Raw genomic sequence first — 26,879 nt, 5'->3', positions numbered from 1 at the left:
AGCACCCCCATCTGGAGCGCTTTTTACATTACATCATAATACCGCCGTCCACGTGCAGCACATGTCCATTCACATAGTCCGCTTCGTTGGAAGAGAGAAACAGATAGGCATTTGCAATATCTTCCGGTCTGCCCAGCCGCCCCATCGGCACCTGTGCTTTCATTTTGTCAATTACCTTATCCGGCACATCAGCTACCATCCCCGTTTCGGTAAAACCAGGAGCTACTGCGTTTACATTTATTCCCTTACGAGCAAGTTCTTTCGCCCATGTCTTCGTCATCCCAATGATTCCCGCCTTTGCTGCCGCATAATTGGTTTGGCCAATATTGCCGTATGTACCGGTTACTGAAGACGTATTGACGATTTTCCCTTTTCCTTGTGCTGTCATCGCCGGCAGAACAGCCTGTGTACAATGAAACACTCCGGTCAAGTTAACATCAATCACCTGCTGGAAATGTTCCGGAGCTAATTTGGAAAGCATCCCGTCCCTGGTGATCCCTGCATTGTTAATTAAAATATCTACCTTCCCATAACCCGATAGAACGCTGTCAACCATAGCATCCACACTTCCCCGGTCAGCAACATTCACCTGAACAAATGTGCACGTCAATCCCTCCGCAAGCAGTTCTTGCTCGCGCTGCTCACCTTTCTCTTCATCAAAATCTGCGATGACAACCTGTGCACCTTCTCCAGCAAAAGTCTTTGCAGCCTGTAAGCCAATCCCGTTTGCAGCACCTGTAATAATCACTACTTTATCCTGCAATCTGTTCATTTACGAACGTCCTTTCCATTAAAAAAGTCTTCCATCATTATAAGCAGTTTCTCCAAATTGTCGATCAGCGGAGAATGCCCGGCCCCGGAAAATTCCAGATAAACCGCTTTATCTCCATAATCAGCAATGAGTTCATTTGTCATTTCTCTTGATACAACCAAATCCTCATCACCCCGGGTAATCAGGATTGGAATCGTAATATGTTCCACTTTTCCATTTCCATCCACCAGCCCATTGCTGACATTACTGATATTAAATAGATTCAAAACATGGTAGGTTTCCGCCAGGTTCCGCTGGGTTGTCATATCCGCCAAATATTTTTCGTACCGCGCCGGATCAGGTTTCTCATTTCGATAGATCAGCATATCCCATGTCTGCCGAAGCAAATCATAATTTTTCGTGTCATATGCTCCCTGAACAAGCTTGGTTTTCCCGTCCTTTCTTACCTCGTCCAACGACGTAAGCCGGTTTGACGTATCAGGAAAACCATTTGCACCTGTTGCATAATATGCATACCCTCGTGTTGATGCTGATGCAAGCAGGAATAGCCGGTTCGCATAGCCCGGATTATCAGCACAAAATTGCTGGGCTACTGCACCACCGAGCGACCAGCCCGCTAATGCAAAATCATGTAATCCAATTTGATCACAAAACATCTTCAAATCATCTGAAAAATCCTTAATCGATTCAATCGGATGATGATACGAAGAATTGCCGAATCCGCGCAAATCAACAGCAATCACGTTAAAAAAATCGTTCATGTTTTCCATAACAACGTCCCAATGTTCCGACGAGGTCATATTACCATGGACCAGCAGCACCTTATCATCGCCGCCTTCACGCTCGCGATAGGCAATTTCCTCGCCATTTGGCAAAGACACCCTTTTCAGTAAAATATTTACCATCTATCCAGCCTCCTTTTGTTCACCCCAAACAATTACATTGGCCCCCCAGGCATAGCCAATCCCGGCAGATACCAGCACAACGACATCGCCTCTCTTCAGCATACCACGTGCTTCAGCAAGTTCCAGGGAAATAATCTGGTCCATCTGACCGATATGTCCGTAGTCTTCCAGATAAATAGATTTATTATGATTGACCCCAAGCTGATCAAGAACATATTCATGCGCGGACCGCTTCATATGCAGCATCGCAATATAATCAATATCTTTTTTATCCATTCCGCTTTTAGACAAGGCCTTTTCAATACAGATGATAAAATTAACCATTGATTTTTCTGCCAATCTCTTTTTCATGCCGGGCGGATCCAGCACATCCAGCTGATAAAGACCTGCTTCCAGCGTTTTTCTCGTCAGCGGGTTTTTGGTTCCGCCTGTTGTGACAACCACATCCTCGGAAAACGTTCCATCTGTAATCATGTGGGTCGCAAGCAACTGATTTTCCGTGTGACCTTTTTGCAGGATAACCGCACCGCCGCCTGCTCCAAGATTAAACATAAACCGGGTTCGTTCATTCTGATAATTTATAAAATCACTATTTCGATATCCTCCGGCAAGGAGAACTGTTTGAATCGAATCATCAGCTGTCATCATATCTTTGGCAACTTTCAATGCTGCAATTGTTGTTCCGCAGCGTAATGCCATATCAAATGCCCAGGCATTCACTGCACCGATTTCCTCCTGCAGCTTGATTGAAGCTGTCCATAATGGGTATTCTTTATGTTCCTCGCCGATATAAATGACCAGGTCAATTTCTTCAGGGTTAAGATCAGCCTTCGCAACTGCCTTTCTTGCAGCAAAAACACCCATGGCACATGTATGATCATCATCACCGGGTACTGGTTTTTCCGTGATTCCCATTTTCTGTTCAACCACTGCAATCGGCAGACCGGATTGTTCTGCAATTTCTGTCGAGCTCATTTTGGGGGCTGGAATGTATACACCTGTACTTAATACACCAATTGGTTCCATGTAAACACCTCACTTTCGTAATCGATTCACAAATTTATTCTGAATTGTACCGACAATCCCCTGCGGAAAAAAGATAACAGCTAAAATATAAACGGTACCGTAAATAATAATCCAACGCTCAAAAATCCAATGCACATCTGCAAGATCTGATAACCAGTGATGTGCAAACTCCATTAACCCAGCACCGATAATCGGTCCAATGAGCGTTCCGACTCCACCTATAATTGTCATCAGAAGTGCATCCAACGTTACATCTACGGCAAAAACACTTGTATCAATAAAGCGCAGTGATAATACATATAACACGCCAGCAAGGCTTGCAATGATGCCTGAAATAACACTGACAATCACTTTATAGTGAAGCACCTGAAAACCAAGTGATTCTGTTCTGTTTTCATTTTCCCGAATGGCCACCAGCACTTTGCCCATTGGTGATTTGGTAAACCTTCTAAGTCCAAAAAAGAACAGAATCAGCGAAACGAGGCAGATCACATACATCGTTCCGGAATCACGCAGTATATCCGGAAGCAAAAATGTGAATCCTTCTCCGCCGCCAGTCAGACTGGTCCATTTTTCCGCCGCTACCAGAAACAGACCTGCGAGCGCTAATGTCAACATAGCATAATAATGACTTTTAAGACGTAATGTCATAATGCCTGCAATAAAACTGACAAGGGCGGCAATGATCACCGCCAGTAAAATACCGGCAACCAGTGACATGATCGTCGCATCACTTTGATCCAGCATAAGTGCGGCTGAATATGCACCAATTCCGAAAAACATGGCATGCCCAAATGAAATGATGCCAGTATAGCCTAAAAGCAAGTCGTAACTCATAGCAAAAATACCAAAAATAAAAATCTGCATAATTAAAAACAGAATACTTCGCTCAGTAAAAATGAATGGTACTGCAAATAAAAGCAATGCAACGACCAGGTAAATCCAGGTGCTTTTTTCAACATGACGCAGCTGCATTTTTTTCACCCCTTCGCCTTGAATAATCCCTGTGGACGGAAAATAAGTACTACTGCCATCAACAGCATATTAACTGCCAGGCTGAGTGCGGGCACATAGTAGGCCATAAACGCTTGTGTCAATCCAACTAAAAGTGCAGCGTACAATGAACCTTTAAAACTCCCCATGCCGCCAATTACAACGACAATAAATGCCAGAATTGCAAACTCAAGCCCCATTTCTGCATAAATAACACCGGAATAAGGAGCCATCAGCATTCCACTCAGTGCGGCCATCGCTGCGCCGACCATAAATACAGCCATGAACACAAATTGTATGTTGATCCCGAGCGACTGCACCATTTCTTTATTCATCACACCCGCCCGGACAATAAGACCAATCCGTGTCCGTTTTAATATAAAGGAGGTTGCAGCATAAATGAGAATACCGACTGCAATGATAAATAGCCGATATTTGATAATGATGACATCCCACAACATAAAACTGCCGTCAAGAAATGCCGGGGGCTGAGCAGATTGCTGTTCCGGCCCGAATACTACTTTAATCAACTCAGCAAGCACCAGCATAAGACCCAGTGTAATCAAAATCTGCTGGATATGATTTCCGTATACCGGTCTGATAATCAAAAATTCCGTTATCGCCCCGAGAATTAAGCCGGTAACGATTGCCGCACCAATTCCAAGGGTAAAACTGCCGGTTAAATCGTACACCCAGACTCCACTGAACGCCCCCCAGACAAACAAGCCGCCATGGGCAAAATTCAAAACATCCATTAACCCGAAGATCAGTGTCAAACCCGCAGCCAGGAGAAATATAATCATTCCTGTCGCAAGCCCATTAATTGTTAATCCGAAAATTAAATCCATCCATATCCCCCCTTAAGCGATGCCGAGGTATTTTTGCATCAGCATTTTATCATTACGCAAATCATCCATACTGCCGTTGTGAACGGTTTGACCATCATCAATAATATAAAAGCGGTCACCAATTTTGCTTGCCATCATAAAATTTTGTTCAACCAATAAAATGGTTGTTCGTTCTTTCATCTCTTGGATGGATTCCATAACCTTTTCCACTACAATCGGGGCAAGGCCCTTACTTGGCTCATCAATCAGCAGCAGATCGTTTTCATTCACATATGCCCGTGCGATAGCAAGCATCTGCTTTTGTCCTCCACTCAGTTTGCCGCCTTGTTTTTTCCAAAATTTCTTTAGATCCGGAAACAGTTCCAGGATCCACTCCATCCGCTTTGTTGTTTCCTCATCTTCTTTCATCATGGCGACCTTCATATTTTCACCGACAGTCAGTTCAGCAAAGATACCCTGATCCTCCGGTACATAGCCAACACCACTTTTGGCAATGGCATGCGTTTTTAACCCGCCAATTTCGTGATCTTTTAAAAAGATAGATCCGTTCGACATGCTGTTTAATCCCATAATCGTCCGTAATGTCGTCGTCTTGCCTGCACCGTTTCTGCCCAGCAGCACAGTTACCTCGCCTTTGGGGACCTCAAAAGAAATATCATGCAGAATATGAAACTGCTGTATGTATGCTTCAACCTGTTTTAGCTCAAGCAAGCTGCTCATCATACATGCCTCCCAAATAGGCTGACTGCACCGTTTCATTCTCAATAATCTCTTCGGGTGTGCCTTTTGCCAGTAATTCCCCGTGAAATAAAACCAGCACTTCATCCGAAAGATCCATAATCATATCCATTTTGTGTTCGATAAGGACAATCGTCCGATCCTCTTCCGCTTTAATATTTTTGATTACCTCAATAATCGCCGGGACTTCATCAAGAGACATACCGGCAGTCGGTTCATCAAGCAGCAGTATATCTGTTTTTAGCGCTAGAAGCATCGCCAGTTCCAATTTTCTTTTTTCCCCATGTGCAAGATTGGCCGCAAGTAATTCAGCCTTCGAATCCAGATAAACCCTTTCCAGCAGCAGCATTGCTTGATCAACAAACTTTTTATAATGTTTGAAGTGGGCAATCATCTGGTAACGCACCTTAGCCTGGGACTGAACTGCCAGCCGGACATTTTCAAGCACTGTCAGGTTAGGAAAAACATTTGTAATCTGAAATGATCTGCCTATTCCCATTCGCGCTCGTTTTGTCGTTGACTGCTTGGTTATATCCTGACCTTTATAAAAAATCTGTCCTTCAGTTGGTGTAAGCTGACCGCTCAGAAGATTGAACAGAGTTGTTTTCCCCGCACCATTTGGTCCAATGATGGAGGTGAATTTCTTCTCGGGAATCCGTACCGAAATGCGATTCACAGCAGTATGACCGCCGAAAGCTATCGACAGATCCGTTATTTCCAATATCGCCGCCATTACATCTCCTCCTCAAGGTTGGATGGAATATACCCTTGCCGCAATTGGACAAGGGCATGTATCCAATCATTTTTGTTAGTCATTTTTGATTGGTGGTGCTGTTTCTTCCGGTGTAAGCACGCGTTCAAGCACTGGAACCGGATAATCGTATCCTTCTTTATTTTTTAGTGTAATCGCATAGAGTGACTGCAGAGCCTGATGGTCTTCCGGACGAAATGTCATCTCTCCTTTTGGCGTATCAAAGCTCATTCCCTCCATCGTCTTAATCAGCTGATCAGCTGAAGCATTACCATCTGTCTTTTTAAGCGCTTCCACAATTGCGATAGCCGCACTCATTCCACCCGGAGTAAATAAATCCGGCACTTCCCCGTAGCGTGCTTTATGTTCTTTCACAAGCCAGTCATTAATTTTATTATCCGGAAGCGTATGATAATAGACAGTGAAACCTTTCATACCGACAAGCGGCTTCATTGTTGATAATGCTGCAATGTCAGGTGCCCCTGTTGTAATGTTGATACCGCGATCCTGCAGTTTCATATCAGCAATCTGATTCCATGGTGTATTCGCTCCGGCCCAGACCACAAATAAATAATCAGGATTCGCGTCAATAATTTTCTGGATGTTTGCCGTGAAATCCGTAGCTGAAGGATCTGCATATTCTTCATGAATAATTTCTGCTCCCAGATCAGTTGCCGCCTTCTTGAATGCCGCTACTCCATCCTGGCCAAATGCTGAATCAGGCGCCAATGTAGCAATTTTCACCCCTTCATCAGCAATCGCGGCAGCAGCCGCTGCAGCATCCTGTGATGAATTACGGGCCGTCCGGAAAATATAGTCATTGTATTCTGAGCCTGTGATACTGTCCGCTACAGCCGGTTCAACAATCATGATCGTTTCATATTCTTTTGCAAGTGGTGTTACAGCCAGCGTATCCCCGGAACTGGACGAGCCAACGAGAAAATCCACATTCTCTTCTTCCAGCAGCCCTAACGCTTTCTGCCTGGCTACTTTGGGATCTGTTTCCGTATCCTCATAGATTACTTCAACCTTTTTACCGGCAACCTCCATTGTTCCGTCCGTCGCATATTCCATCCCCAGTTCAAATCCCCGCTTCGTCTGTTCGCCGTACGCTTCCAACGCTCCAGTCTGCGAAGTAAGCACACCAATTTTAATGGTTTCCTTTCCCTTAGCCTCACTGGAAGCTTCTTCACTATCACCACAAGCTGCAGCAAATACAACAATAAATGTCATCACAAACAACAAACTGATTATCCGTCCTGCTTTCATTCTGATTTCCCCCTTTAATTTTGTTATTACAGCTTGCAGCAATCATAAAAAACAACAGTTACAGGGAAGTTACACAAGTTGGGATGCGGTTTTTCGCAAGATTTTGCGTGGGTTCGCGCGACTTTATTCGGGTGGTGGCTGACCCTATCCAAATAAATGGGGTAACTTAACTTTTATACAGGAGCCCATACGCAAAAAACTCCCTCAATGCTTTGCATCAAGGGAGTCCGTTAATCGGGTCCAACTCTGCTGATTTACTTATCATTTCATATAATTCTTTCGTGGCTTCCATCGGTTCAATTCCCAATTCACGATCCAGCATGTCAGTACATTTAGCATACCACCTTATTGCCTGTGGTCGGTTATTATTCTGATAATAGCCATACATCAGTAACCGGTATGCCTCCTCCCACGCCGGATCCAGTTTCAGGATTTTTTCACACCATTCAATGCACGCATTGAATTCATGCAGTCTCACGGTGACCTGTGCCATTTTTTCACATCCGCGGAGATAGATTAACTGCAATCTTTCACGTTCTGTCATACACCACTCTGCATAACGAACATCCGCCAAGTAGCTGCCATGATAAAGTGTCAGCATCCTTTCCAGTAATTCTTTTGCTTGCTTTGGATCATTTTCATCAATTCCGCTCAACACTCCTTTTTCAAACATGTTGCAGTCCAATTTATAACCCGATTCAGGATTCAGCCCATATGAACTCCCATTCCGCTGGATAAAGAAAGATTCCTGACGCGGTTTCCTATCCGGTTCAAGTGCTTTTAATAATGCATTAAGCGAAACTTTGAACAATTTATTTGCGCTGTTTTCATCCTGATCCGGCCATAATGCCTGAAAGATTTCCTCTTTAGTCATAAGCGTTTCCCTGTTTGTGATAAACAATTCAAACAGTTCCTTTGCCTTACCACGCTGCCAGTTACTGCTTTCAAGTTTTCTATCACCTAATCTGACTGTTAAATGACCGAACGTCTGTATCGTAAGCGTATAACCCGGATGACTTTTAATGGTTTCATCAAAACCAAGTTCATGCAATGTTCGGGCAATAAATGCTGGTTCAATATCAAGCTCTTTGGCTTTGAGCAGCATTGGTGCCACATTTTGTACATCTGAGGGGCCAAACAACGTTCTTTTTTTAATGAAAAAGTCATACGCATATGTTTGAACCTCCTGCAAAAAAGGGCCCATTTCACCGGCGAATGTTTCCTGTTCATCCTGCTTAAGGGCAATATACGCTTTCCAAAACCTGCTGACAATGATGCCGTATCGATCACCGCACGATTTAAATTCTTCCAGCACTTCCGACATAACACGTGATGCAGTAGTAAAATTATTGTTATATACTTCCGCTACCCCAAGTCCCAATCGAATCACTGCGGTCAACCACCGATCGTTAACTTTTTCCGTTTCGCGCAAGCCCTTTGCTGCCATTTCAACAGCCTGATCGTACTTCTGTTCTTTTCCATACAATACGGCAAGTCCCATATATGGTTCAGCCTTGCCTCTGGAAACATTTATTTTCTCCATAATATCCAGGGATGTTTCATAACAATCCTTGGCCAGATCCGTATCATAATGATCCAGCAGCTGAACGGCATGTCCCATCCGCATCCAGCCGCACGCTTCCACAAACGGCGACTGGACGTTCAATCCCAGCTGAATACCTTCACCCGCAAGCTTTTTGCTCGATTCTGCCTCCCCCATAAACGCCTCAATGATTGACAAAAGAATATCTGTCTCCCGGTGTGACTGTGGCAGATGTTTTGTCGTTTCAGCCATCTTTTTTCGCTGTACAAGCAATTCTTTAGCTTTTTCAAGCCTGCCTGTCCGAAGATAAATTCGTGCCTGGAGATTCCCCTCCTCCAACGGCAAGTTCAGTTCTTTCGCCCGATCAAACCATGCTTCAGCTTTTATGGCCTGCCCGGAATTAATCAGATTTTCAGCCATCAGCTGATATAAGCGCGCCATCTCTTTTTTCGGTGCATCGGAGTGTTCACGCATATGAATTGCCTGACTTACATAGCGCTCCGCTTTATCGGGCTGAATTGTATCAAGGTAAATACGAGTCTTTCCTTCCAAAGCAAGCCCGGCCAAATAGTAATTATCCTGATAGTTTGTAAGTATCCGATCATAACTCTTTTCCGCATCGGCATAGGACGATTGATATCTTTCAATTTCACCCTGATAAAAGTACAATATTAAACTCTTTTCTTTATATGATGTCGGAAGCTCCTTAAGTAATTCATTCAGATATTGCAATCTTCCGGTACGGAGTAACTTAGTACCATGTTCTCCTAATATTTGAGCTATTGCACCATATTCCTGTATGCTGCGGTAATGGTACAAAGCAGTATCCAAATGAAATATTTTCATATAATATTGTGCCGCATGCTTATGCAATTTTTTAAATTCATGCGGATAATTCTGCTGCAGCTGATTTTCAAGAAACGTTTTAAATAAGGAATGGTATCGATAGTGGTTGCCCTCACCGTCAATGATAAATAAATTTTGTTCAACAAGTCCGGAAAGCATTTCTGACGATCCGTTAATTTCCAGGACATCATCACAAATATCAGCTGTCAGGACATCAATAATACTTGACTGCAGTAAAAACTGCTGCATAATAAACGATTGCTTTGACAGCACTTCAGATGCCAAATAATCAAATAAATTCTGCAATGACTGCCGACGATTTTCCAAAATATTATGAATGGATGATTTGCTCTGAATATGCTGGGCAAACATACTGAAGGCGATTGCCCATCCTTCTGTAAGCTCATGTATTTTTTGTAAATCTTCCGGTGTCAGATTTACCTGATAGATGTCCCTGAGCACATGATCCATTTCTTCAGCAGAAAGGGTCAGATCATTCTGATCAATATCGAGCAAATCCCCCTTTACCTTCAGCTTCGGAATAACCTCCCATTTGGGCTGATTACGGCTCGATAGAATAATGTGCAGGTTTTCCGGCACATGTTCCAACAGCAAATTTGTCCATTGTCCGATTTCCAATGAGTTTTTTACATGATGAAAATCATCCAATATAAGGGTAACCGGTTTTTTTAATTGAAGAATTTCATTAATGAAGGTGGAGGTCAGCAGCCAAATTTGCTCATTGTTTATATAGTTGTCCAATTCTGCCAGTTCGTCCAGAATTGACCCTCCAAATAATGGATACTTTTGTTTAACAGCGTGGGTCAGATTATTAATAAATGGAAGAATATCATCATCATTACGGGAAATCGAATACCAGCAGATTACTGTTTTGGAATCGTGAACAAACGATGCGAGTGCTGTACTTTTACCATACCCGGCACCTGCATGCACGATTGTGAGCGGGTAGTCAGCTGCACGCATCAGTTTACGGTTTACTTTCACGCGTCTGACATAACGTTCTTTCATCGGCGGCGGACTGAGCTGGCTATGAATGATTGGTATTTTCTCCATCACCAATACCTTCTTTCAAAAATTTCAATCTTCTTATAGTTTAACATATGATGCGTCATACAAAATAATTTATTATACCATCACGTTTATGATATATTGGATTAACATTTTATTTACAGCTGGAGGCGAAAACAAACATGAATGGTCAAGTGGAGAAAGCTACGTTTGCAGGCGGTTGTTTCTGGTGCATGGTGAAGCCGTTTGATCAATGGGACGGCATACATGGCGTTGTGTCCGGATATACTGGCGGGCACACGGAAAACCCGACATATGAAGAAGTGAAAAAAGGGACAACCGGACACTATGAATCGGTTGAAATAACCTATGACCCCTCTATCATAGCCTATGATAAAATTCTAGAAATCTACTGGCGGCAAATCGATCCGACAGATGATGGCGGACAATTCCATGACCGTGGTGATTCTTACCGGACAGCCATTTTTTATCATGATGATCAACAGAGGGAAGCTGCTGAGCAAACGAGAAATGCGCTTGAAGCGAGCGGGAAATTTTCCAAGCCAATCGTGACGAAAATATTGCCTGCATCAACATTTTATCCCGCTGAAGATGATCACCAGGATTTTTATAAAAAGAATAAAGCTTATTATAAGGAAGACCGGGCCAAATCCGGCCGGGATGAATTTATAGCCGAAGTGTGGGAGCAGCAGAAATAGGGCTGCTCTTTTTTGAACAGGATTCTAAGCAGGAATGTGCGATTTACTGTCGTATATGTGCGGTTTCTACAAATTATTTGCGATTCGATGCAGGGTATGTGCGGTTTTGAGCCATATATGTGCCATTCCACTATCCATGAATTCAATCTCTCGACTCAAAATCCTTTCCCTCCCCCATAAAGGGGTTTTCAATAGCGGTAATTATAGTATAATTGGTGTTCATGAAGTGAAGGGGCGAGCTTATGTCAAATCAGGATTCACTGACACCGCTGAAAATGCTGTTATTCAGCTTTCATGCGACAAATACCATTATAATCAGTTTTTTGCCGTTGTACCTGAAATATAAAGGGCTGAATGGCACGGAAATCGGGTGGGTACTTGCGGTTGGACCGCTGGCATCCATATTCTCGCAGCCATTTTGGGGATACATGAGTGATAAATATAAAACAGTCAAGCGCATGCTGATCATCTGTATCATAGGACTTCTGATTAGCAGTGTTTTATTTTTTCAGATGAACGGATTAATTGCGATTATCCTGATGGGAGCTGTGTTCTATTTTTTCACCTCACCAATCGGGGCATTGGGTGACAGTCTGGCCCAACGACGTGCTGATGATCTGCAGGTATCATTCGGGACCATCCGCACATGGGGATCGATCGGGTTTGCCACCTCCTCCCTGATTGTAGGGGAAATCCTTTCCAGTATCGGTGTACAATATATGATTTGGCCATATGTAATTTTTGGTGCCATTGCGCTGGCCGTCGCTTTCCGTCTGACAGATGTGAAAGTGGAATCCGATCCGATTCAATTCAGTGATATTAAGCAGCTGTTGCAGAATAAACCGTTTCTCATATTTTTATTTATGATTATGTTCCTGACAATCTCACACCGTGCCAATGACAGTTTCATCGGACTCTATATTGTCCAACTTGGCGGCAGTGAAGGGCTTGTCGGTCTTGCATGGTTTGTCGGCGTGGTAAGCGAGGCGCTGGTATTTGCATTAGCCGGGCGATGGTTCCGGAAATTCCATACGCTCATTTTCATCATCATTGCCGGAGCTCTCTACAGTTTGCGATGGTTTATTTATGCAGCTGTAGAAGATCCGATGGTTATCATCGCCTTACAAGTTCTGCATGGCGTCACATTCGGAGTCTTTTATTTAGCAGCATTGGAATATGTGACCAGACTGATACCAAGGCTGCTGCAGTCAACCGGTCATTTGATGTTTTACGCGGTATTCTTCGGAATATCCGGAATCATTGGCTCGCTCACCGGCGGCGCACTGATTGATTCCTTCGGCGGAGACATATTGTATATGGGAATGGCTTTCTGCGCATTAACCGGAACGATTTTTCTGACGTTGTATCATGTACTTCCCTTTGGTAAAAAAGTACGTGGATAAGTTTTTTGCCGGTGCGGTTGATGTTTTCCCCGTACGGTTGATGTTCCGCTCCTGCGGTTGATGTTTTCCCCGTACGGTTGATATTCCACTCCTGCGGTTGATGTTTCCCTCGTACGGTTGATGTTCTACTCCTGCGGTTGATGTTTTCCCCGTACGGTTGATGTTCTGCTCCTGCGGTTGATGTTTCCCTCGTACGGTTGATATTCCCCCCATATAAAACATTCCCGCAAAAAAACAACTAAAGCGGAACCGCTCCGGCAGCGGCTCCGCTTTTTTATGCCTAACTCAAAAATATAAAATACAGAATAAAGATAACAAAAAGTCCGTACATAACCGGGTTGATTTCTTTGACGCGTCCTTTCAACGCCATCGTAATCGGATAAAAAATAAACCCAAGTGCGATGCCGGTTGCGATACTGTATGTCAGCGGCATTGTAATTATGATAAAGAATGCCGGTACCGCGATTTCAAACTTATCCCAGTCAATATCCTTCAGGGAGGATGACATTAAAACACCAACGATAATCAACGCAGGCGCAGTCACTTCCGCTGTCACAACGCTCAATAATGGTGAGAAAAATAAGGCCAAAAGAAAGAATCCCGCCGTGACTACAGCGGTGAATCCGGAGCGTCCGCCAGCCGCCACACCTGCTGTTGACTCAATGTATGAAGTTGTTGTTGAGGTACCAACAACCGCACCGACAACCGTAGCACTGGAATCAGAAAACAAAGCTTTCCCGGCGCGCGGCAATTTGTTGTCTTTTATCAAGCCAGCCTGCGTCGCAACTGCCACAAGTGTTCCAGCCGTATCAAAGAAATCAACGAATAAAAATGTTAAAATGACGACAAGCATTTCCATTGTAAAAATATCACCAAAGTGTGCAAACGCCTGTCCAAATGTTGGTGCCAGACTTGGAACTTCACCGACAACACCGCCAAGACCCGACGGCGGATCAATCAAGCCGAAAATAATACCCGCAATGGACGTCAGAATCATGCCGTAGAAAATGCCGCCCTTAACATTTAACGTTAATAAAATGATTGAGATAATAACCCCGAATACAGCTAATAAAACATGCGGGGAGGTAAGGTCTCCCAAAGCGACCAGTGTAGCATCGTCTCCCACAATAATCCCAGAACTCTGAAATCCAATGAAGGCGATAAATAAGCCAATTCCTGATCCCACTGCAAGCTTCAGATTCGCGGGAATTGCGTTAATTATTTTTTCACGAAATCCTGACAACGTTAACAGAATAAATATAATTCCGGATGCCAATACACCTGATAGTGCAGTTTGCCACGGTATACCGTATCCAAGTACTACTGTATAAGCGAAAAAAGCGTTCAAACCCATCCCGGGTCCAAGGGCAATCGGATATTTCGCGATTATCCCCATAAAAAGCGACCCGACCGCAGCAGCAATTGCTGTGGCGGTGAAAACTGCTTCCTTATTGATCCTCGTCACACCTTCAGGCAATTGGTCGACACCTTCCAATGCCATCGTTGACGGAATGACGAACAGGATATAGGCCATGGCCAGAAAAGTTGTTAATCCTGCCATAAATTCCGTTTTGTAATTTGTCCCCAATTCCTGAAAGCGAAAGTATTTTTTCAATGCATATCCTCCTCATTATATGAAAGAGTACTGCATAACTTTTGTGGAAATTGATCCATTGAGAATGGTGGTCATGCTCAATGGATTCTGCGTAGTCAGACCGTTAGCGGCGGTCCGGTAGAAACTCTCAGGCCAAATTCCCAAAATTATACGCAATATCTTATTATTTTATTTGGACTACTCCCATTCAATTGTTGCCGGCGGCTTGCTCGTAACATCATACACAACACGATTGATGTGTTCAACGTCATTAACAATTCGTGTTGAAATTTTTTCCAAAACATCCCATGGAATCCGCGCCCAGTCAGAGGTCATACCGTCGATTGAAGTAACCGCTCTGATGCCGATTGTGTAATCATATGTCCGGGCATCACCCATTACACCAACACTTCGGATATCCGGCAGCACGGTAAAGTATTGCCAAATATCCCTTTCCAGTCCAGCATTGGCAATTTCTGAACGAAGGATAGCGTCAGATTCACGGACAATCGATAGCTTTTCTTCCGTAATTGCGCCCAACACGCGAATGGCAAGTCCAGGTCCCGGGAACGGCTGCCGCCAGACAATGCTATCAGGAACCCCCAACTGTGTCCCAAGCTCACGGACTTCATCTTTAAACAACGTATTTAATGGCTCAATCAGTTCAAACTGCATATCTTCCGGAAGACCGCCGACATTATGGTGTGATTTTATTGTTTGCGCTGTATCTGTACCACTCTCGATGACATCCGTATACAGTGTACCTTGCGCAAGAAAATCAATGTCCGTCAGTTTGGCCGCTTCATCGTCAAAAACATAAATGAATTCATTTCCGATAATTTTTCGTTTGAGTTCCGGGTTATCCACATTTTCCAGCTTGGATAAAAATCGTTCGGAAGCATCCACCTTGATAATATTCATATGAAAATCATCGGCAAATACTTTCATCACGTCATCCGCTTCATTTTTTCTAAGAAGTCCATGGTCCACGAAAATACATGTAAGCTGATCACCGATTGCTTTATGAATCAGGGCTGCTACAACAGATGAATCAACGCCGCCGCTAAGTGCGCACAAAACTTTCCGGTCACCAACTGTTTCCCGGATTTTATCAACTTCCATATCGATAAAGTTGTTAATCGTCCAGGAATCAGTGCATCCGCACACATCAAATACAAATTGTTTTAACAGATGATTGCCATACTCGGAATGACCGACTTCCGGATGAAACTGAACCCCGTAGAGCTTTTCATCCGGTTTACTCATGGCTGCGATTGGGGTTGATGGGCTGGTCGCATCAACCTGAAATGTATCAGGCGCCTTCAACACTTTATCACCATGGCTCATCCAGACAGACTGCTGTTCCGGTGTGTCCCGGAACAATACCGGGTTATCAGCTAAATCAATCATAGCCTTTCCATACTCACGATTTTTTGCCTTGGCAACTTCACCGCCGTAATGTAAGGCCATCAGCTGCATCCCGTAACAGATACCCAGTACAGGAATGTCCAGATCAAAAATCTTTTCATCGCAACGGAAACTGTTTTCGTCATATACACTATGAGGGCCGCCGGACAAAATAATCCCCTTTGGATTCATCTCGCGGATTTCATCAGCAGTCAGCTTGTGTGAGTGCAATTCACTATATACCCCATGCTCGCGGATTCTTCTTGTAATTAGCTGGTTGTACTGACTTCCGAAATCCAGCACTAAAATCATTTGATTGTCCATACCATACGCTCCTATCTTTAATCGCATTCTTTGCCCGAAATGGATAGTATGCTCGGTAAACGTCGTATTTCTCCCGTCTGCGTGCTTCTCTCCCGAGTTTGAGTATCTCTCTCCCAGGTTCGAGTGCTTCTCTCCCGAGTTTGAGTGTTTCTCTCCCGAGTTCGGCATTTCCGCTTTCAAACGGACTCAGCCTCTAACCTAATAAGCGGATCCACACATCAAAAAGCCCGAATTCCCTCCTTGCATGCGGCACTTAAGCTGCATAAAGGCAGAAAATCCGGGACAATTGCCAACAGATATTCCGCCTCCATAGTCAGTGCATTTACGGTGCACCGGTAGAAACTTTCGAACCATATTATCGAGGATATACGAATGGCGATTTATGTCGTTTTTTAATAATTTTTATTCTACTAACCAAGTGATGCAAGGTCAAGCCTTTACACGCTTTATTAAATATTTCCATAATTGATTTAATTCAGCTGCTTCCTTATTGTCCGTCTCATTCTTGTAGAGAATTCGTTCATAATGGCTTGTCAAACGTCCCATCGCGTCGGTTTGGAACCTGTAATCAATGCGCTGTGAATATTCCCGCAATGTCTGGTCAGGCTTTTTCGAAAGACCATTTTTTTCTAATACCTTTAACAACAGATGATAGGCCTCCTGATAGGTCTTCGCATCACTTTTGCTGTTGTATTTCAACATTACAAACAGTGTTTGCCAATGCAACCTCGTCCGGTAAATAATATATGCCGCGAGCAGCACGACTGCAGAGATAAGCAACACACTCCACCAATTCACATTTGATCCGGCCGTACTGTTACCTGCACTTGTTCCGGCGTCGTTTTGCTGTTGCTGAGGGCCAATCGGCTCAGGCTGTCTTTGTTGCTGCTGTTGCTGGCTATCACTTCCAGTCGACTGTTCGGTTCCTCTGGTTGCGGTCTCATTATCAAGATTCAGCTCAAAATCCGATAAATTGGAAAAACCTTGTGTTGGCTCAAAAGGAACCCAACCGATCTCCGGAAAGTAAACTTCAACCCATGAATGCGCATTTGAGTTGGTTATTTCGTAGACATTTTTACCGTTATCCGTGCTGCCGACCTGTTCGCCCCCTGTGAAGCCTTTTACCCAGCGAGCCGGAATATCAAGCGTTCTGAGCAAAACAACCATGGAGGTGGAAAAATTATCACAATAGCCCGCTTTTGAATCAAATAAAAATTGAGCGACGTAATCTTCTCCCTTATCAGGTATCGGTACATTTGTCGTCTGATAGACAAAACCATTGCTGTTGAAATACGATTCAACCGCTTGTGCTTTGTCATAACGGTTATCCTTATCTGATGTTATTTGCTTGGCAAGATCGCCCACACGTCCAGGAAGCGAATCAGGCAACTGTGTATAACGTTCATCAATAAATGATGGATCCTCCATACTGGCATTGCGTAACTTATTGATGGCAAATGTCGGTTTATCATACATAATAGAGTAATGATTCAACTTTACCCCTTCATCGTCAATCTCGGTTCGGATTTCTCCAGAACCAGATTCCAGCAAGTAATTCACATCATCTTTTTCAGCCGTTACTTCTTCGATACCATATGGATAGATCAGCTTTTCCATACCACTGTCACCTTGAAAATTCACTTCAGCCTCAAATTCTTCCGTTTCGACACTGTCGGCAAATGTTTCCAGTGCGAAATTATCCGGATTCTGCCTTGAGTAACTTAAATTTTGTGACTTAACCCAACCTTTTCCGGTATAGATATCCTTTGTTTCAACCCGCCAGTAATTCTTGTCTTCAGCAACTGCCTGGAATACCGGGGTATTATCCTGTACGAATGATCCACCAAGTCTTGTGTCATCGTTTCCGTATCCGACTTTTTGTATGACAGACGAGCCATCACCTGGCCCTCCAGCATTGTCAGCCGCACTCTTTATAAATGGAACAGGATCAGGCCACTGCGGGTCAAACTTTGGCGCAGCGTAGCCGACCAACGTGGAAAACATCACCACAAGTACCAGCGGCACAATCCAAACCGTCTGCTTTTTCATCCAGGAGAAACGGATCTCCTCCTGATCAATTTCCTTAAAGAGACTTGTCATTCCAAGTGCGATAAACGACACGACAAATGTGCGAACAATTGCCATATCCGCATCGTAAACCGTAAATGTATCCAAAACGGTCAAATAAATAAACGTAAGCAAAATAAACAGGAAAATTCGTTTCATGACAATAAACCAATACTGAAGCAGATAGCTCATCAACCAAATCAGGATCAGGAACAGTACACTGCGGAAAAGCGGGGTCAGTTCATACCACTGTTCGGAAAATAACGCATTAAGATTATAACCGATTTCCGTAAACAACTGTGTAACCCAAGGCTTGCTCAAAGGAGTACCTGTCAAAAACAGGGAGTCAATGATAAAAATCAGACCAATTCCTTTTAATGACATGGACAGCAGCCAATGGAGCTGAAGAATCGAGATAAAAAAGCAGAATAACGTAAACAGAATAAAAACGGTTAAATTGTTTACATCCCCAACTACATTAATCGGGTATAACCATTCCAAAAACAGAACAAATGCGCAAATATACAGAATGATAGTATATAGGATTGGGATTTTCGTATTCATGACACACTCACCTCGGTGGCATTGTGGACCAATTGCTTTTCCGTAAGCACATTTATTACAATTCCGGCCAGACGAAGCTGCTGAATGATCTGATGCTCCCTGTCTGATATCAAAGCGGACCCTTGGATAAACAGAACGATGACCTGCTTCGCCTGTTGATTTGTCTTTTGAATCATTTCCATAAATCCGTCATCAAAATGAGTCGTGAGCATGATGATGTTCGATCCTTTGGGGACCTTTGGCAATTCCCCCTGCAGCTTCATTGAAAATGGCTGAGTCCCTCCGTCCGGCTGAATCCTGGTCAGGTGCCTGCGAATGGAATCCGCTTTGATCGGATCATGATGCATTGGAAAGAAAACCGCGTTCCCTCCAACTGATAAAAAACTGACCTGTGATGCCTGCTTGCGAACATATTCCAGCATGGATACAGTCAATTCAACTGCCGCTTCGAAAGCAAGCTTATTAATTCCCTCATAATCACATGCGTCCAGCACAACCATTGTGTCCGTGCTCTTCTCCTGCTCAAACTCTTTGGTGATGACATTATTTTTCTTAGCGGTTTGTTTCCAATCTATCCAAGAAAATTTATCACCGGGTTCATACTCCCGGACACCTGTAGCAACATTACTATTTTTCAGGTTCAGTGCGTAGGAGGAAATCGATCCCTGCTCGAAACTGCTGAAAGTTTCATTCATATGAACGCTCCGCTTATCAGGAAATGCGACAACCTGATCTTTCACATGGAAGGTATGCTCTTTTTTAACAAAACCAAACACATCTCCGACGCGGATGCGGATAAACTTCAGCTGGTGTTCACCGCGGGGCACCTGCTGCAGCACGTATGGAAATTCAATTTCACGACGGAAACCCGGAAACACAATTTTTTTAATACTCCGGTTGACATGCATCCGGTCGGGCTCGTTCAAATAACGGTAGGACTCATTACTCCCTTTTGTCCGCTGCAAGGTATCCGGAAAAATTTCTTCACAAATACAGAAATAAAGCGGGTATGGCATCGAGCGTTTTACTTTTACGGTGACATCAACGTTATCACCTGTACGAACGACATTCCGGGAAAAGTGGCGGGTAACCTGCCATTTATGAATTGGATACAATAACAACCCTAGATGATAAAGGAAGATAGGCAAAAAGCCAAAAAACAAAAACCAGCTGGTGAACCCGCCCTGGAACATGGCATACGAAAAAAGCACCAGTATCAGAAAAACAACAGAAAGCAGCTTCCCGACAAATTTCAGGCGTTCACTCATCAACCAAATTCCTTCCGAATCGGTATATGTGTATCCCCAACAATCGATTGAATGACCTGATCGCTTGTTAATCCATCATATTTTGCCTCTGAGTTCAGGATTACCCGGTGGGCCAGCACGTATGGAGCCAGATATTTCACGTCATCCGGAAGAACATAATCCCGTCCATGCATATATGCATACGCTTTTGCTGCTTTCATGAGAGCAATTGAACCCCGTGGGCTGACTCCTAAATAAATAGATTTACTGTGGCGGGTTTTTTGTACAAGATTAATAATATACTGCTGTACGTTCTGATCGATATAAATATTTTGCACTTCTTCCTGGATGGTAATGAGTTCATCTCTGGTCAAAACAGCGGAGATAGATTCGATTGGATGGTGTTTTGATGTAAGACCAAGCATCTGCAACTCCTGTTCAGGTGTAGGATAACCCATGTTCAATTTCAGAATGAAGCGGTCAAGCTGGGCCTCCGGAAGCGGATACGTGCCTTCATATTCGATCGGATTTTGCGTGGCCATCACAAAAAACGGCCGCTTTAATGGAATGGTGTTGCCATCAACGGTAATGTTTTTTTCCTCCATTCCTTCCAATAGTGCTGATTGTGTCTTGGGGGATGTTCTGTTTATTTCATCAGCTAGTACAATATTTCCGAGGATCGGTCCGCTGCGAAATTCAAATTCCAATTCTTTCGGGTTGTAGATGGATACACCGGTAACATCTGACGGCAATAAGTCAGGTGTAAACTGGATCCTTCTGAAATCACAATCCAATGATTTTGCCAATGCCCTGACAAGCATCGTTTTACCGACCCCAGGTACATCCTCCAAAAGCACATGTCCCTGCGCCAGCAGCGCAATCAAACTTAATGCTGCTTCCTCTTCCTTGCCGACTATTACACTATTTATATTCGTTAATACTTTTTCAATACGCTCATTATATAACGTTTTCTCCTGCATCATGCGATTGTTCCCCTTCCTCACCACTATGAGGCTGGAACTGGTCATCAATCAATCTGACAATCCAACAGCCTTTAAGTTGTTATAATTTGCTAGATAATTTAGAAAACTTGGTTGTCACCAAGCCATTGGGTGACAGCCATAGTTGCACTTATGCAGTAAGAAAGGATTTTATACTTTCGTAACTGCCTATGAAAATAAAGCTATCTTTATCATACTAAAAAATACCTATAAAGTACAAAAAGAAAACTGGTTATCAGCCAGTATACATGGTTTGGAAGATTTTTATACATATTGCGGTAAGACGGGTGCGGCTGGACCTTAACCGCTGAAATACGGATTTCCGTCCAGCCCTTGCCAAATATCAGACTGCTCTGTCTGACATGCCAGCTGCAAAAGCTTATGTTCTTCTCCCTTTGGAGCCATCACCTGGACACCGAGCGGCATGTTTTTATCAGATACATATATTGGCAGTGACATAGCTGGCTGACCTGTTAAATTTGCCAGTTGTGTGAAGGGGGTATATGTCAGGCTTGGCAGGAACATCTCATAAATCAACTTCTGCTGATCACTGCTGTCGGACTCCCGCATCTCCTCGCGCATTCGCTCCTGCTCTTCAGGCGAATGTGTCAGTTCCCCCACTTTTGGCGCTGTAAATGCTGTAGCAGGTGTAATATAAAAATCATACGACTCATGAAAAGCTGCCATCTTTGCTGCAGCAGTATCCCATGAGGCAAGACTGGCTGAAAATTCTGCCGCTGATATCGATTCCCCGGCTTTATTCAGCATCCACGACTCTATTTCCAGGTCATCTGCAGTGAGCTGCCGACCCAGTGATGCTTCCAACTGTTTTACAACGGAAGACATTTCACCACTGTTCATCAGATAATAATCCTTCATCAGTTTGACACCATTCACATTATTTTCCTGTTCCTCCACGTAATGTCCTTGTCGTTCCAGCCACCTTGCCATTTTTTCAACCGCTGCCCGGGCATCCTCGGAAACAGGTGTGCCAACAGGAGATTCAGTCGAAAAAGCAACCCGTAAAGGTTTTTCAAATGACTTTTTCATATGATCAACATACTTTTCCTGAAAAAGCGGCGTCTGGAATGCCGCTTCCGGCTGGATTACCTGCAGCAGATCAAGCATTGACGCACTGTCCCTTACTGTTCGGCTCAATGCAAAATCAATCGCTGCTCCTTGCCAGGCCCGTCCCGCACCAGGGCCGACTGGTGTTCTCCCCCTTGTCGGCTTCAGACCAAAAAGCCCTGTAAAGGAAGCCGGAATTCGAATCGATCCACCGCCATCACTCGCACCTGCCATTGGAACAATTCCGGATGCAATTGCTGCAGCCGCTCCTCCACTCGAACCACCCGGTGAGTAATCCGGATTCCATGGATTTCGTGTTGGGCCATAATAAGCAGGTTCAGTTATATTTTTCAGTGCAAACTCAGGTGTATTGGTATGACCTAAAGGCAGAAATCCTGCATCACGAATTTTTTTAACCAGATGGGAGTCATGGTCACTGACAAACTCCTTCATCAATATGGAACCTGAAGTCAGTGGCTCATTTTTAACTGCTTGCGAGATATTTTTTAGCAAAATAGGTACACCGGAAAATGGCTGGCCCTCAGCAACCACAGCCGCTTCCTTTTGAGCTTGTATAAGCCTGTCATGGACAACTGCATTCAACAGTTTATTAACTTTTTCCAGCTGCATAAAAGCGGCATCAACTAATTCAGACGGATGTGCCTGCTGCTGCCTGACCTGTTCGGCCATTTCCGTAGCATCCATGGATAAATAGGTTCTGGAATCCATCGTATTCCCTCCAATGAAAAGATATCTTCATTGTATCACGCAAAACGATTCCAGACAGTCAATTCTTCTCCTTCCACGGAGGATCCCCATATTTATGCAATTCCTGATTTATTTTACCGATAGTAAGCGGAATAACAACTGTCAAAATCGTGCATATGATTCCCAACGTTCCAGGAATTCTTTCTGAAATAGTCTGCCACATAATCTTATTCACCTCAATCGCTGGTCTGATCGACTCCTCCTGTTGCTCGAATATTCACATTGACTTGAACCGTAATATCACTGTTTGTGAAATAATTTTTGCCATGGTCCCAGTTATCTTTTATTTTTTTCCAAAAATCATAATGATGCTGTTTCAGAAGCTGTTCAACACCAAGTACATCTGTATGCAAATCCTGCTGTGCTTTCTCCACGGTTCGTTCTACCAGTTTGGTTATTTTTTGCTCCGTCTTCATTTCAAGTTTTTCTAAATTTCGCTTGTTTGCCACATCTATTGAACTGAACGTTTCAGCAACTTTTCCGGATAAATCGATTTTAATTGAAGCTTTAACGTTATTTTGCTGCAAACTTGTTATGCTCATATTGCTCTTTGTCCGTAAGATTTCCGTTGTGGTCAGATGCTCATTCAATTCTGTCTTAATCAGCCCGCCCTGTATTTTTCCTGTGATGAGATTCATACCCTTTAATTCTTTGGAATTGAGAGTTCCAACAACACGATTTTTTCCGCCATTAAAAACTGCCCCCCCTTCATATTTTACCCTGTTACCTTTCATTTCAATTTTTGGAATGACAAAACTCTGTTCCGTGACCAAATAACCATGAATTTTACCAACCCGCAACGGCGTCAGCACATCAGCATTTTTAAAACTGTTATCCATCATTGATTCAATATAAATAGTCGGGATGTTCTCATTATCAGAAGTTGCCTCGAGTGCTTCTATTGGCCTTCCGTCCATAATAATAACCCTGTTCCCTCTGCGCATTTCATGGTCACGAATAAAAAAATCCATCAAACTAGAAAACAAATTCGGCTTACTGGCTACATCTTCAGAGATGATAACCATCTTTAAATGTTGAAAATAAGGTGACCTACTCGTTTTTTGGGCTAATTCACGCTCAATCGCAAATAAACTGTGTCCTGTTGCCGAAATGTTCATATAAGCCTTCTTTTTGCTGCCCCCACCGGTTGGAGTACCAAGTCCCGATGGTACAACAATCTGCGCCGTTAATGTAAGCTGAAGTTCATCATCCGTTTGTTCTTCCGCTATATCAATTGCTGCTCCAAGCACAAAGCCGCGCTGCTCAATTTCCACCCGATCCCAGCACCCCGCCAGCAGCATAACCGATATACCGGCTATTATCAGACATATTAATCTACTTTTCACCACGTTTTGTCACCCCTCTAAGCTTTGCGAATGCCAACAGTAAAAGTGTTGTGAACATCGTGATTCCCAAGCCATAGTAGCCGACAAACGATCCAAGTACACTAAGTTCGGTAATATCCTGCGGTGCCAAACCAATTAAGAAAACAATCGGAGCAAGGATTATAATAATTTTTCGTTTTGCAGTTTTTTTAAAAATAGATTGCAGAGCAAAAACAGAGGCATCCATTGCCAATGCCGACGTGTTGAATATAGCCATGATCCAAATAACAAAAAACACGGATTCAAATCGTTCGAAAAAGCCTCCGGGAATTTCCACTTCTTTGGCAAGCTCAACTGTCGGGTAAAGCAGATTTGCGGTTGCCTTATTGCCAAAGACCGCAATACATGCGATAAACAGTATCATATATATTAACACTACCAGGATCATCCCCAGTGCAGCTTTTGCAGGTGCATTCCCGGGTCGTTTAACCAAGGACATATAAAAGAGAAGAATCCAAAACCCAAGGCAGGAAAAAATACTTACATTAAACGAAGACAGATAGCCGCTTGTGTCGGTTTGAAATAACGGCAGCAGATTGCCATGATCAAACCAGCCTAGTGTGAACAAAATAACAACCATTGTGATAAAGATAATAATCGGCAGAAACATCATATTCAGACGGAATACACCAGCTCGTGATCCGGAAACGGCATAGATTACAACGAGCAGAAAGGCCAACATGATAACTTCAATTGGGGTTCGGGCAAACAGGTAATGTTTGGCCAAATCCCCAATAGCACGGACTTCAAAAGCAGTAATGATTATTCCATGAACAGTCAATAACAAGGTCAGACAAATACCCACCGGTCTCGACACTAGTTTAGACGCATAGTCAAGAAATTCCTGACCGGGAAACTGTGCGGCAAGTCTGGCAGTAAGCCAGGTGAAAAACGTGATGATCCCCCCGCTTACCAATAAGGAAATCCAGCCATCTGCGCCAATCGTGCCTTCCGCAAGTGAACGTGGCAGGTAAAGGACACCAACACCGATTACAATGGAGGGAATAGCAATCATAATCTCTTTGTCGGTAATTTTATCGTCCCCGTACTCAAACCGATCCATCCATCATCTCCCCTTCTTATCAGCAGACTTTTTATCATTCGGCAGCAAATAACCCGGACGTTTCGTCAATACCGGAATTGGTGCCCGGAACACAAGGTCCTTCCAATCCCGAATAAACGTCGGGGCATATGGACTCGAATACGGAACACCGATACTTTTCAAATTGACAATGTGGATATTGATCATAATATACGCAAGGATGATACCATACAGCCCCAATATGGCTGCTGCAATCATTACGCCAAAACGAAGCACCCGAAACGATATGGCAACACTGTAGGCGGGAACACAGAACGATGCGATTGCCGTCAGCGCTACGACAATTACCATTATCGGACTGACAACCCCGGCATTAACCGCTGCCTCACCTATTACCAGCCCCCCAATAATCCCGATGGTCTGCCCGATTGCTTTTGGCAGCCGCACACTTGCTTCCCGCAGCAGTTCCATGGTAAAGCCCATCAGGAAGGCTTCCACGACAGATGGAAATGGTACCCCTTCACGTGTCGCGGCAATCGAAAAAGCAAGCTTGGTAGGAATCATCCCCTGATGATATGAGGTAAGGGCAATGTATAAAGCTGGCGCAAACATTGCCAGAAATGCTGCCAAATAGCGCAGCATACGCAGCCCCGTTCCAATCCACCACCGTTCATAATAATCCTCGGGGGCCTGCAATGTATTTCCGATTGTTGCGGGAGCAATCAATACAAATGGCGTGCCGTCCAAGATGATGGCAAATTTTCCTTCAAGCAGTGATTCTGCCACTGCATCAGGCCGCTCTGTATTCATCATTTGCGGAAATGGAGACAAAAAGCTGTCTTCAATCCACTGTTCAATATAGCCTGATTCAGGCGCACTATCCATATCAATCGAGGAGAGCCGACGTTTCACCTCTTTTAAAAGATCCGGGTGGATAATCCCGTCCACATATGTAAGTGCAAGTTTTTTCTTGGAACGGCGGCCGACATCATACGTTTTAAAACGCAAATTCGGGTCACGTATATATCTGCGGATCATAACCATGTTTGTCCGGAAGTTTTCGATAAAACCTTCTCGGGGGCCGCGAATAATCGTTTCGGATGGAGGCTGATCAATCGAACGTGTTTCCCATCCTTTCACATCCGCGATGATCGCTTTACGGACACCATCAACATATAAAATGGCGCTTCCATAAAGTAGTGCATTGGACACGTCATCCAGATTTTTTCCGGTACTGACATCACTGATTGAAACAAGTTCCTGCTTGATATCGTGAAATAATTTCGTATTTGATGATGGAAGTTCTTTCCACTCAGCCATTACCTGCAAATTTTTCAGGATATTATCGTTGATCAGATTTTTGTCGACAAGTCCATCCATAAAAACAAGGGCACATTTATGATCTGTATGACCTGCAGTGAATTCACGGATTACAAGATCATTCGGTTCCTCCAGCATTACTTTGAGATTGTAGATATTTTTATCAAGGTCTTTATAGACATCCAGCGTGAAATCTTCCTGTTTGTCTTGTTGCTTTTTGCTTCGTCTGGAAAAGAACCCCATTTCACTC

At 43.7% G+C, this 26,879-nt stretch carries 21 protein-coding genes and 2 riboswitches; of the genes, 2 read left to right on the top strand and 19 right to left on the bottom strand.

Annotation, left to right across the window (positions count from 1 at the left end):
* Positions 1 to 28 precede the first annotated feature (28 nt).
* From fabG to HUX68_RS16530, 9 genes are all read right to left on the bottom strand, one after another.
* The gene (fabG, locus tag HUX68_RS16570) at positions 29 to 772 is read right to left on the bottom strand and encodes a 3-oxoacyl-ACP reductase FabG (protein WP_174615833.1); all 744 of its coding nucleotides are present in this window, start codon (positions 770 to 772) and stop codon (positions 29 to 31) included.
* On the bottom strand, positions 769 to 1,677 hold the full coding sequence (gene phaZ / locus HUX68_RS16565; protein ID WP_174615832.1) for an intracellular short-chain-length polyhydroxyalkanoate depolymerase: 909 nt from the start codon (positions 1,675 to 1,677) through the stop codon (positions 769 to 771). The genes fabG and phaZ overlap by 4 nt, the downstream gene beginning before the upstream one ends.
* Positions 1,678 to 2,703 carry a 3-oxoacyl-ACP synthase gene (locus HUX68_RS16560; RefSeq protein WP_174615831.1) on the bottom strand — a complete coding sequence of 342 codons (1,026 nt, stop codon included), beginning with the start codon at positions 2,701 to 2,703 and terminating at the stop codon, positions 1,678 to 1,680.
* 9 nt (positions 2,704 to 2,712) lie between these two features.
* Positions 2,713 to 3,678, bottom strand: a complete 966-nt coding sequence (locus tag HUX68_RS16555) for a branched-chain amino acid ABC transporter permease (protein ID WP_174615830.1) — start codon at positions 3,676 to 3,678, stop codon at positions 2,713 to 2,715.
* 5 nt (positions 3,679 to 3,683) lie between these two features.
* Entirely contained in the window at positions 3,684 to 4,544 is an 861-nt protein-coding gene (locus HUX68_RS16550) for a branched-chain amino acid ABC transporter permease (RefSeq protein ID WP_174615829.1), read from the bottom strand.
* Between the two features lie 12 nt (positions 4,545 to 4,556).
* On the bottom strand, positions 4,557 to 5,264 hold the full coding sequence (locus tag HUX68_RS16545) for an ABC transporter ATP-binding protein (RefSeq protein ID WP_174615828.1): 708 nt from the start codon (positions 5,262 to 5,264) through the stop codon (positions 4,557 to 4,559).
* Entirely contained in the window at positions 5,248 to 6,015 is a 768-nt protein-coding gene (locus tag HUX68_RS16540; protein ID WP_174615827.1) for an ABC transporter ATP-binding protein, read from the bottom strand. The genes HUX68_RS16545 and HUX68_RS16540 overlap by 17 nt, the downstream gene beginning before the upstream one ends.
* A 75-nt stretch (positions 6,016 to 6,090) precedes the next feature.
* Complete coding sequence (locus HUX68_RS16535) at positions 6,091 to 7,302, bottom strand: substrate-binding domain-containing protein (protein ID WP_174615826.1); 1,212 nt, start codon at positions 7,300 to 7,302, stop codon at positions 6,091 to 6,093.
* A gap of 217 nt (positions 7,303 to 7,519) precedes the next feature.
* Positions 7,520 to 10,765, bottom strand: coding sequence for an AfsR/SARP family transcriptional regulator (locus HUX68_RS16530; protein ID WP_174615825.1), 3,246 nt, complete (start codon positions 10,763 to 10,765; stop codon positions 7,520 to 7,522).
* Between the two features lie 137 nt (positions 10,766 to 10,902).
* Between HUX68_RS16530 and msrA the strand changes: the two genes are divergently transcribed.
* Positions 10,903 to 11,439, top strand: a complete 537-nt coding sequence (msrA, locus tag HUX68_RS16525; protein ID WP_174615824.1) for a peptide-methionine (S)-S-oxide reductase MsrA — start codon at positions 10,903 to 10,905, stop codon at positions 11,437 to 11,439.
* A gap of 242 nt (positions 11,440 to 11,681) precedes the next feature.
* A complete protein-coding gene (locus HUX68_RS16520; RefSeq protein ID WP_174615823.1) occupies positions 11,682 to 12,842 on the top strand; it encodes an MFS transporter in 1,161 nt (386 codons plus the stop codon).
* On the opposite strand, the gene HUX68_RS16515 is transcribed toward HUX68_RS16520, so the two are convergent.
* The 10 genes from HUX68_RS16515 to HUX68_RS16470 form a co-directional block, all read right to left on the bottom strand.
* A complete protein-coding gene (locus HUX68_RS16515) occupies positions 12,777 to 13,055 on the bottom strand; it encodes a hypothetical protein (RefSeq protein WP_174615822.1) in 279 nt (92 codons plus the stop codon). The genes HUX68_RS16520 and HUX68_RS16515 overlap by 66 nt on opposite strands.
* 67 nt (positions 13,056 to 13,122) lie before the next feature.
* Positions 13,123 to 14,457 (bottom strand): NCS2 family permease, encoded by a 1,335-nt coding sequence (locus HUX68_RS16510; protein WP_174615821.1) that lies wholly within the window; start codon positions 14,455 to 14,457, stop codon positions 13,123 to 13,125.
* A gap of 72 nt (positions 14,458 to 14,529) precedes the next feature.
* A riboswitch (purine riboswitch) is annotated at positions 14,530 to 14,631 on the bottom strand.
* 3 nt (positions 14,632 to 14,634) lie between these two features.
* Positions 14,635 to 16,167: a glutamine-hydrolyzing GMP synthase gene (gene guaA / locus HUX68_RS16505; RefSeq protein WP_174615820.1), complete on the bottom strand. Its 1,533-nt coding sequence runs from the start codon at positions 16,165 to 16,167 to the stop codon at positions 14,635 to 14,637.
* Between the two features lie 290 nt (positions 16,168 to 16,457).
* A riboswitch (purine riboswitch) is annotated at positions 16,458 to 16,559 on the bottom strand.
* Positions 16,560 to 16,596: 37 nt separating this feature from the next.
* Complete coding sequence (locus HUX68_RS16500; protein ID WP_174615819.1) at positions 16,597 to 18,798, bottom strand: transglutaminase TgpA family protein; 2,202 nt, start codon at positions 18,796 to 18,798, stop codon at positions 16,597 to 16,599.
* Complete coding sequence (locus HUX68_RS16495; RefSeq protein WP_174615818.1) at positions 18,795 to 20,066, bottom strand: DUF58 domain-containing protein; 1,272 nt, start codon at positions 20,064 to 20,066, stop codon at positions 18,795 to 18,797. The genes HUX68_RS16500 and HUX68_RS16495 overlap by 4 nt, the downstream gene beginning before the upstream one ends.
* Positions 20,066 to 21,028: an AAA family ATPase gene (locus HUX68_RS16490; RefSeq protein ID WP_174615817.1), complete on the bottom strand. Its 963-nt coding sequence runs from the start codon at positions 21,026 to 21,028 to the stop codon at positions 20,066 to 20,068. Before HUX68_RS16490 ends, HUX68_RS16495 begins: the two co-directional genes overlap by 1 nt.
* Before the next feature lie 318 nt (positions 21,029 to 21,346).
* Positions 21,347 to 22,843, bottom strand: coding sequence for an amidase (locus HUX68_RS16485; protein WP_174615816.1), 1,497 nt, complete (start codon positions 22,841 to 22,843; stop codon positions 21,347 to 21,349).
* A 215-nt stretch (positions 22,844 to 23,058) separates the two neighbouring features.
* A complete protein-coding gene (locus tag HUX68_RS16480; protein ID WP_174615815.1) occupies positions 23,059 to 24,231 on the bottom strand; it encodes a Ger(x)C family spore germination protein in 1,173 nt (390 codons plus the stop codon).
* A complete protein-coding gene (locus tag HUX68_RS16475; RefSeq protein ID WP_174615814.1) occupies positions 24,218 to 25,330 on the bottom strand; it encodes a GerAB/ArcD/ProY family transporter in 1,113 nt (370 codons plus the stop codon). Before HUX68_RS16475 ends, HUX68_RS16480 begins: the two co-directional genes overlap by 14 nt.
* Positions 25,331 to 25,333: 3 nt before the next feature.
* Positions 25,334 to 26,872 carry a spore germination protein gene (locus HUX68_RS16470; RefSeq protein WP_174615813.1) on the bottom strand — a complete coding sequence of 513 codons (1,539 nt, stop codon included), beginning with the start codon at positions 26,870 to 26,872 and terminating at the stop codon, positions 25,334 to 25,336.
* Positions 26,873 to 26,879 lie beyond the last annotated feature (7 nt).

This window comes from Virgibacillus ihumii (assembly GCF_902726655.1).
Classification (GTDB): Bacteria; Bacillota; Bacilli; order Bacillales; family Amphibacillaceae; genus Lentibacillus; species Lentibacillus ihumii.
Note: the sequence above shows the minus strand (reverse complement) of the source record. Positions and strands in the feature narration are given on the sequence as shown.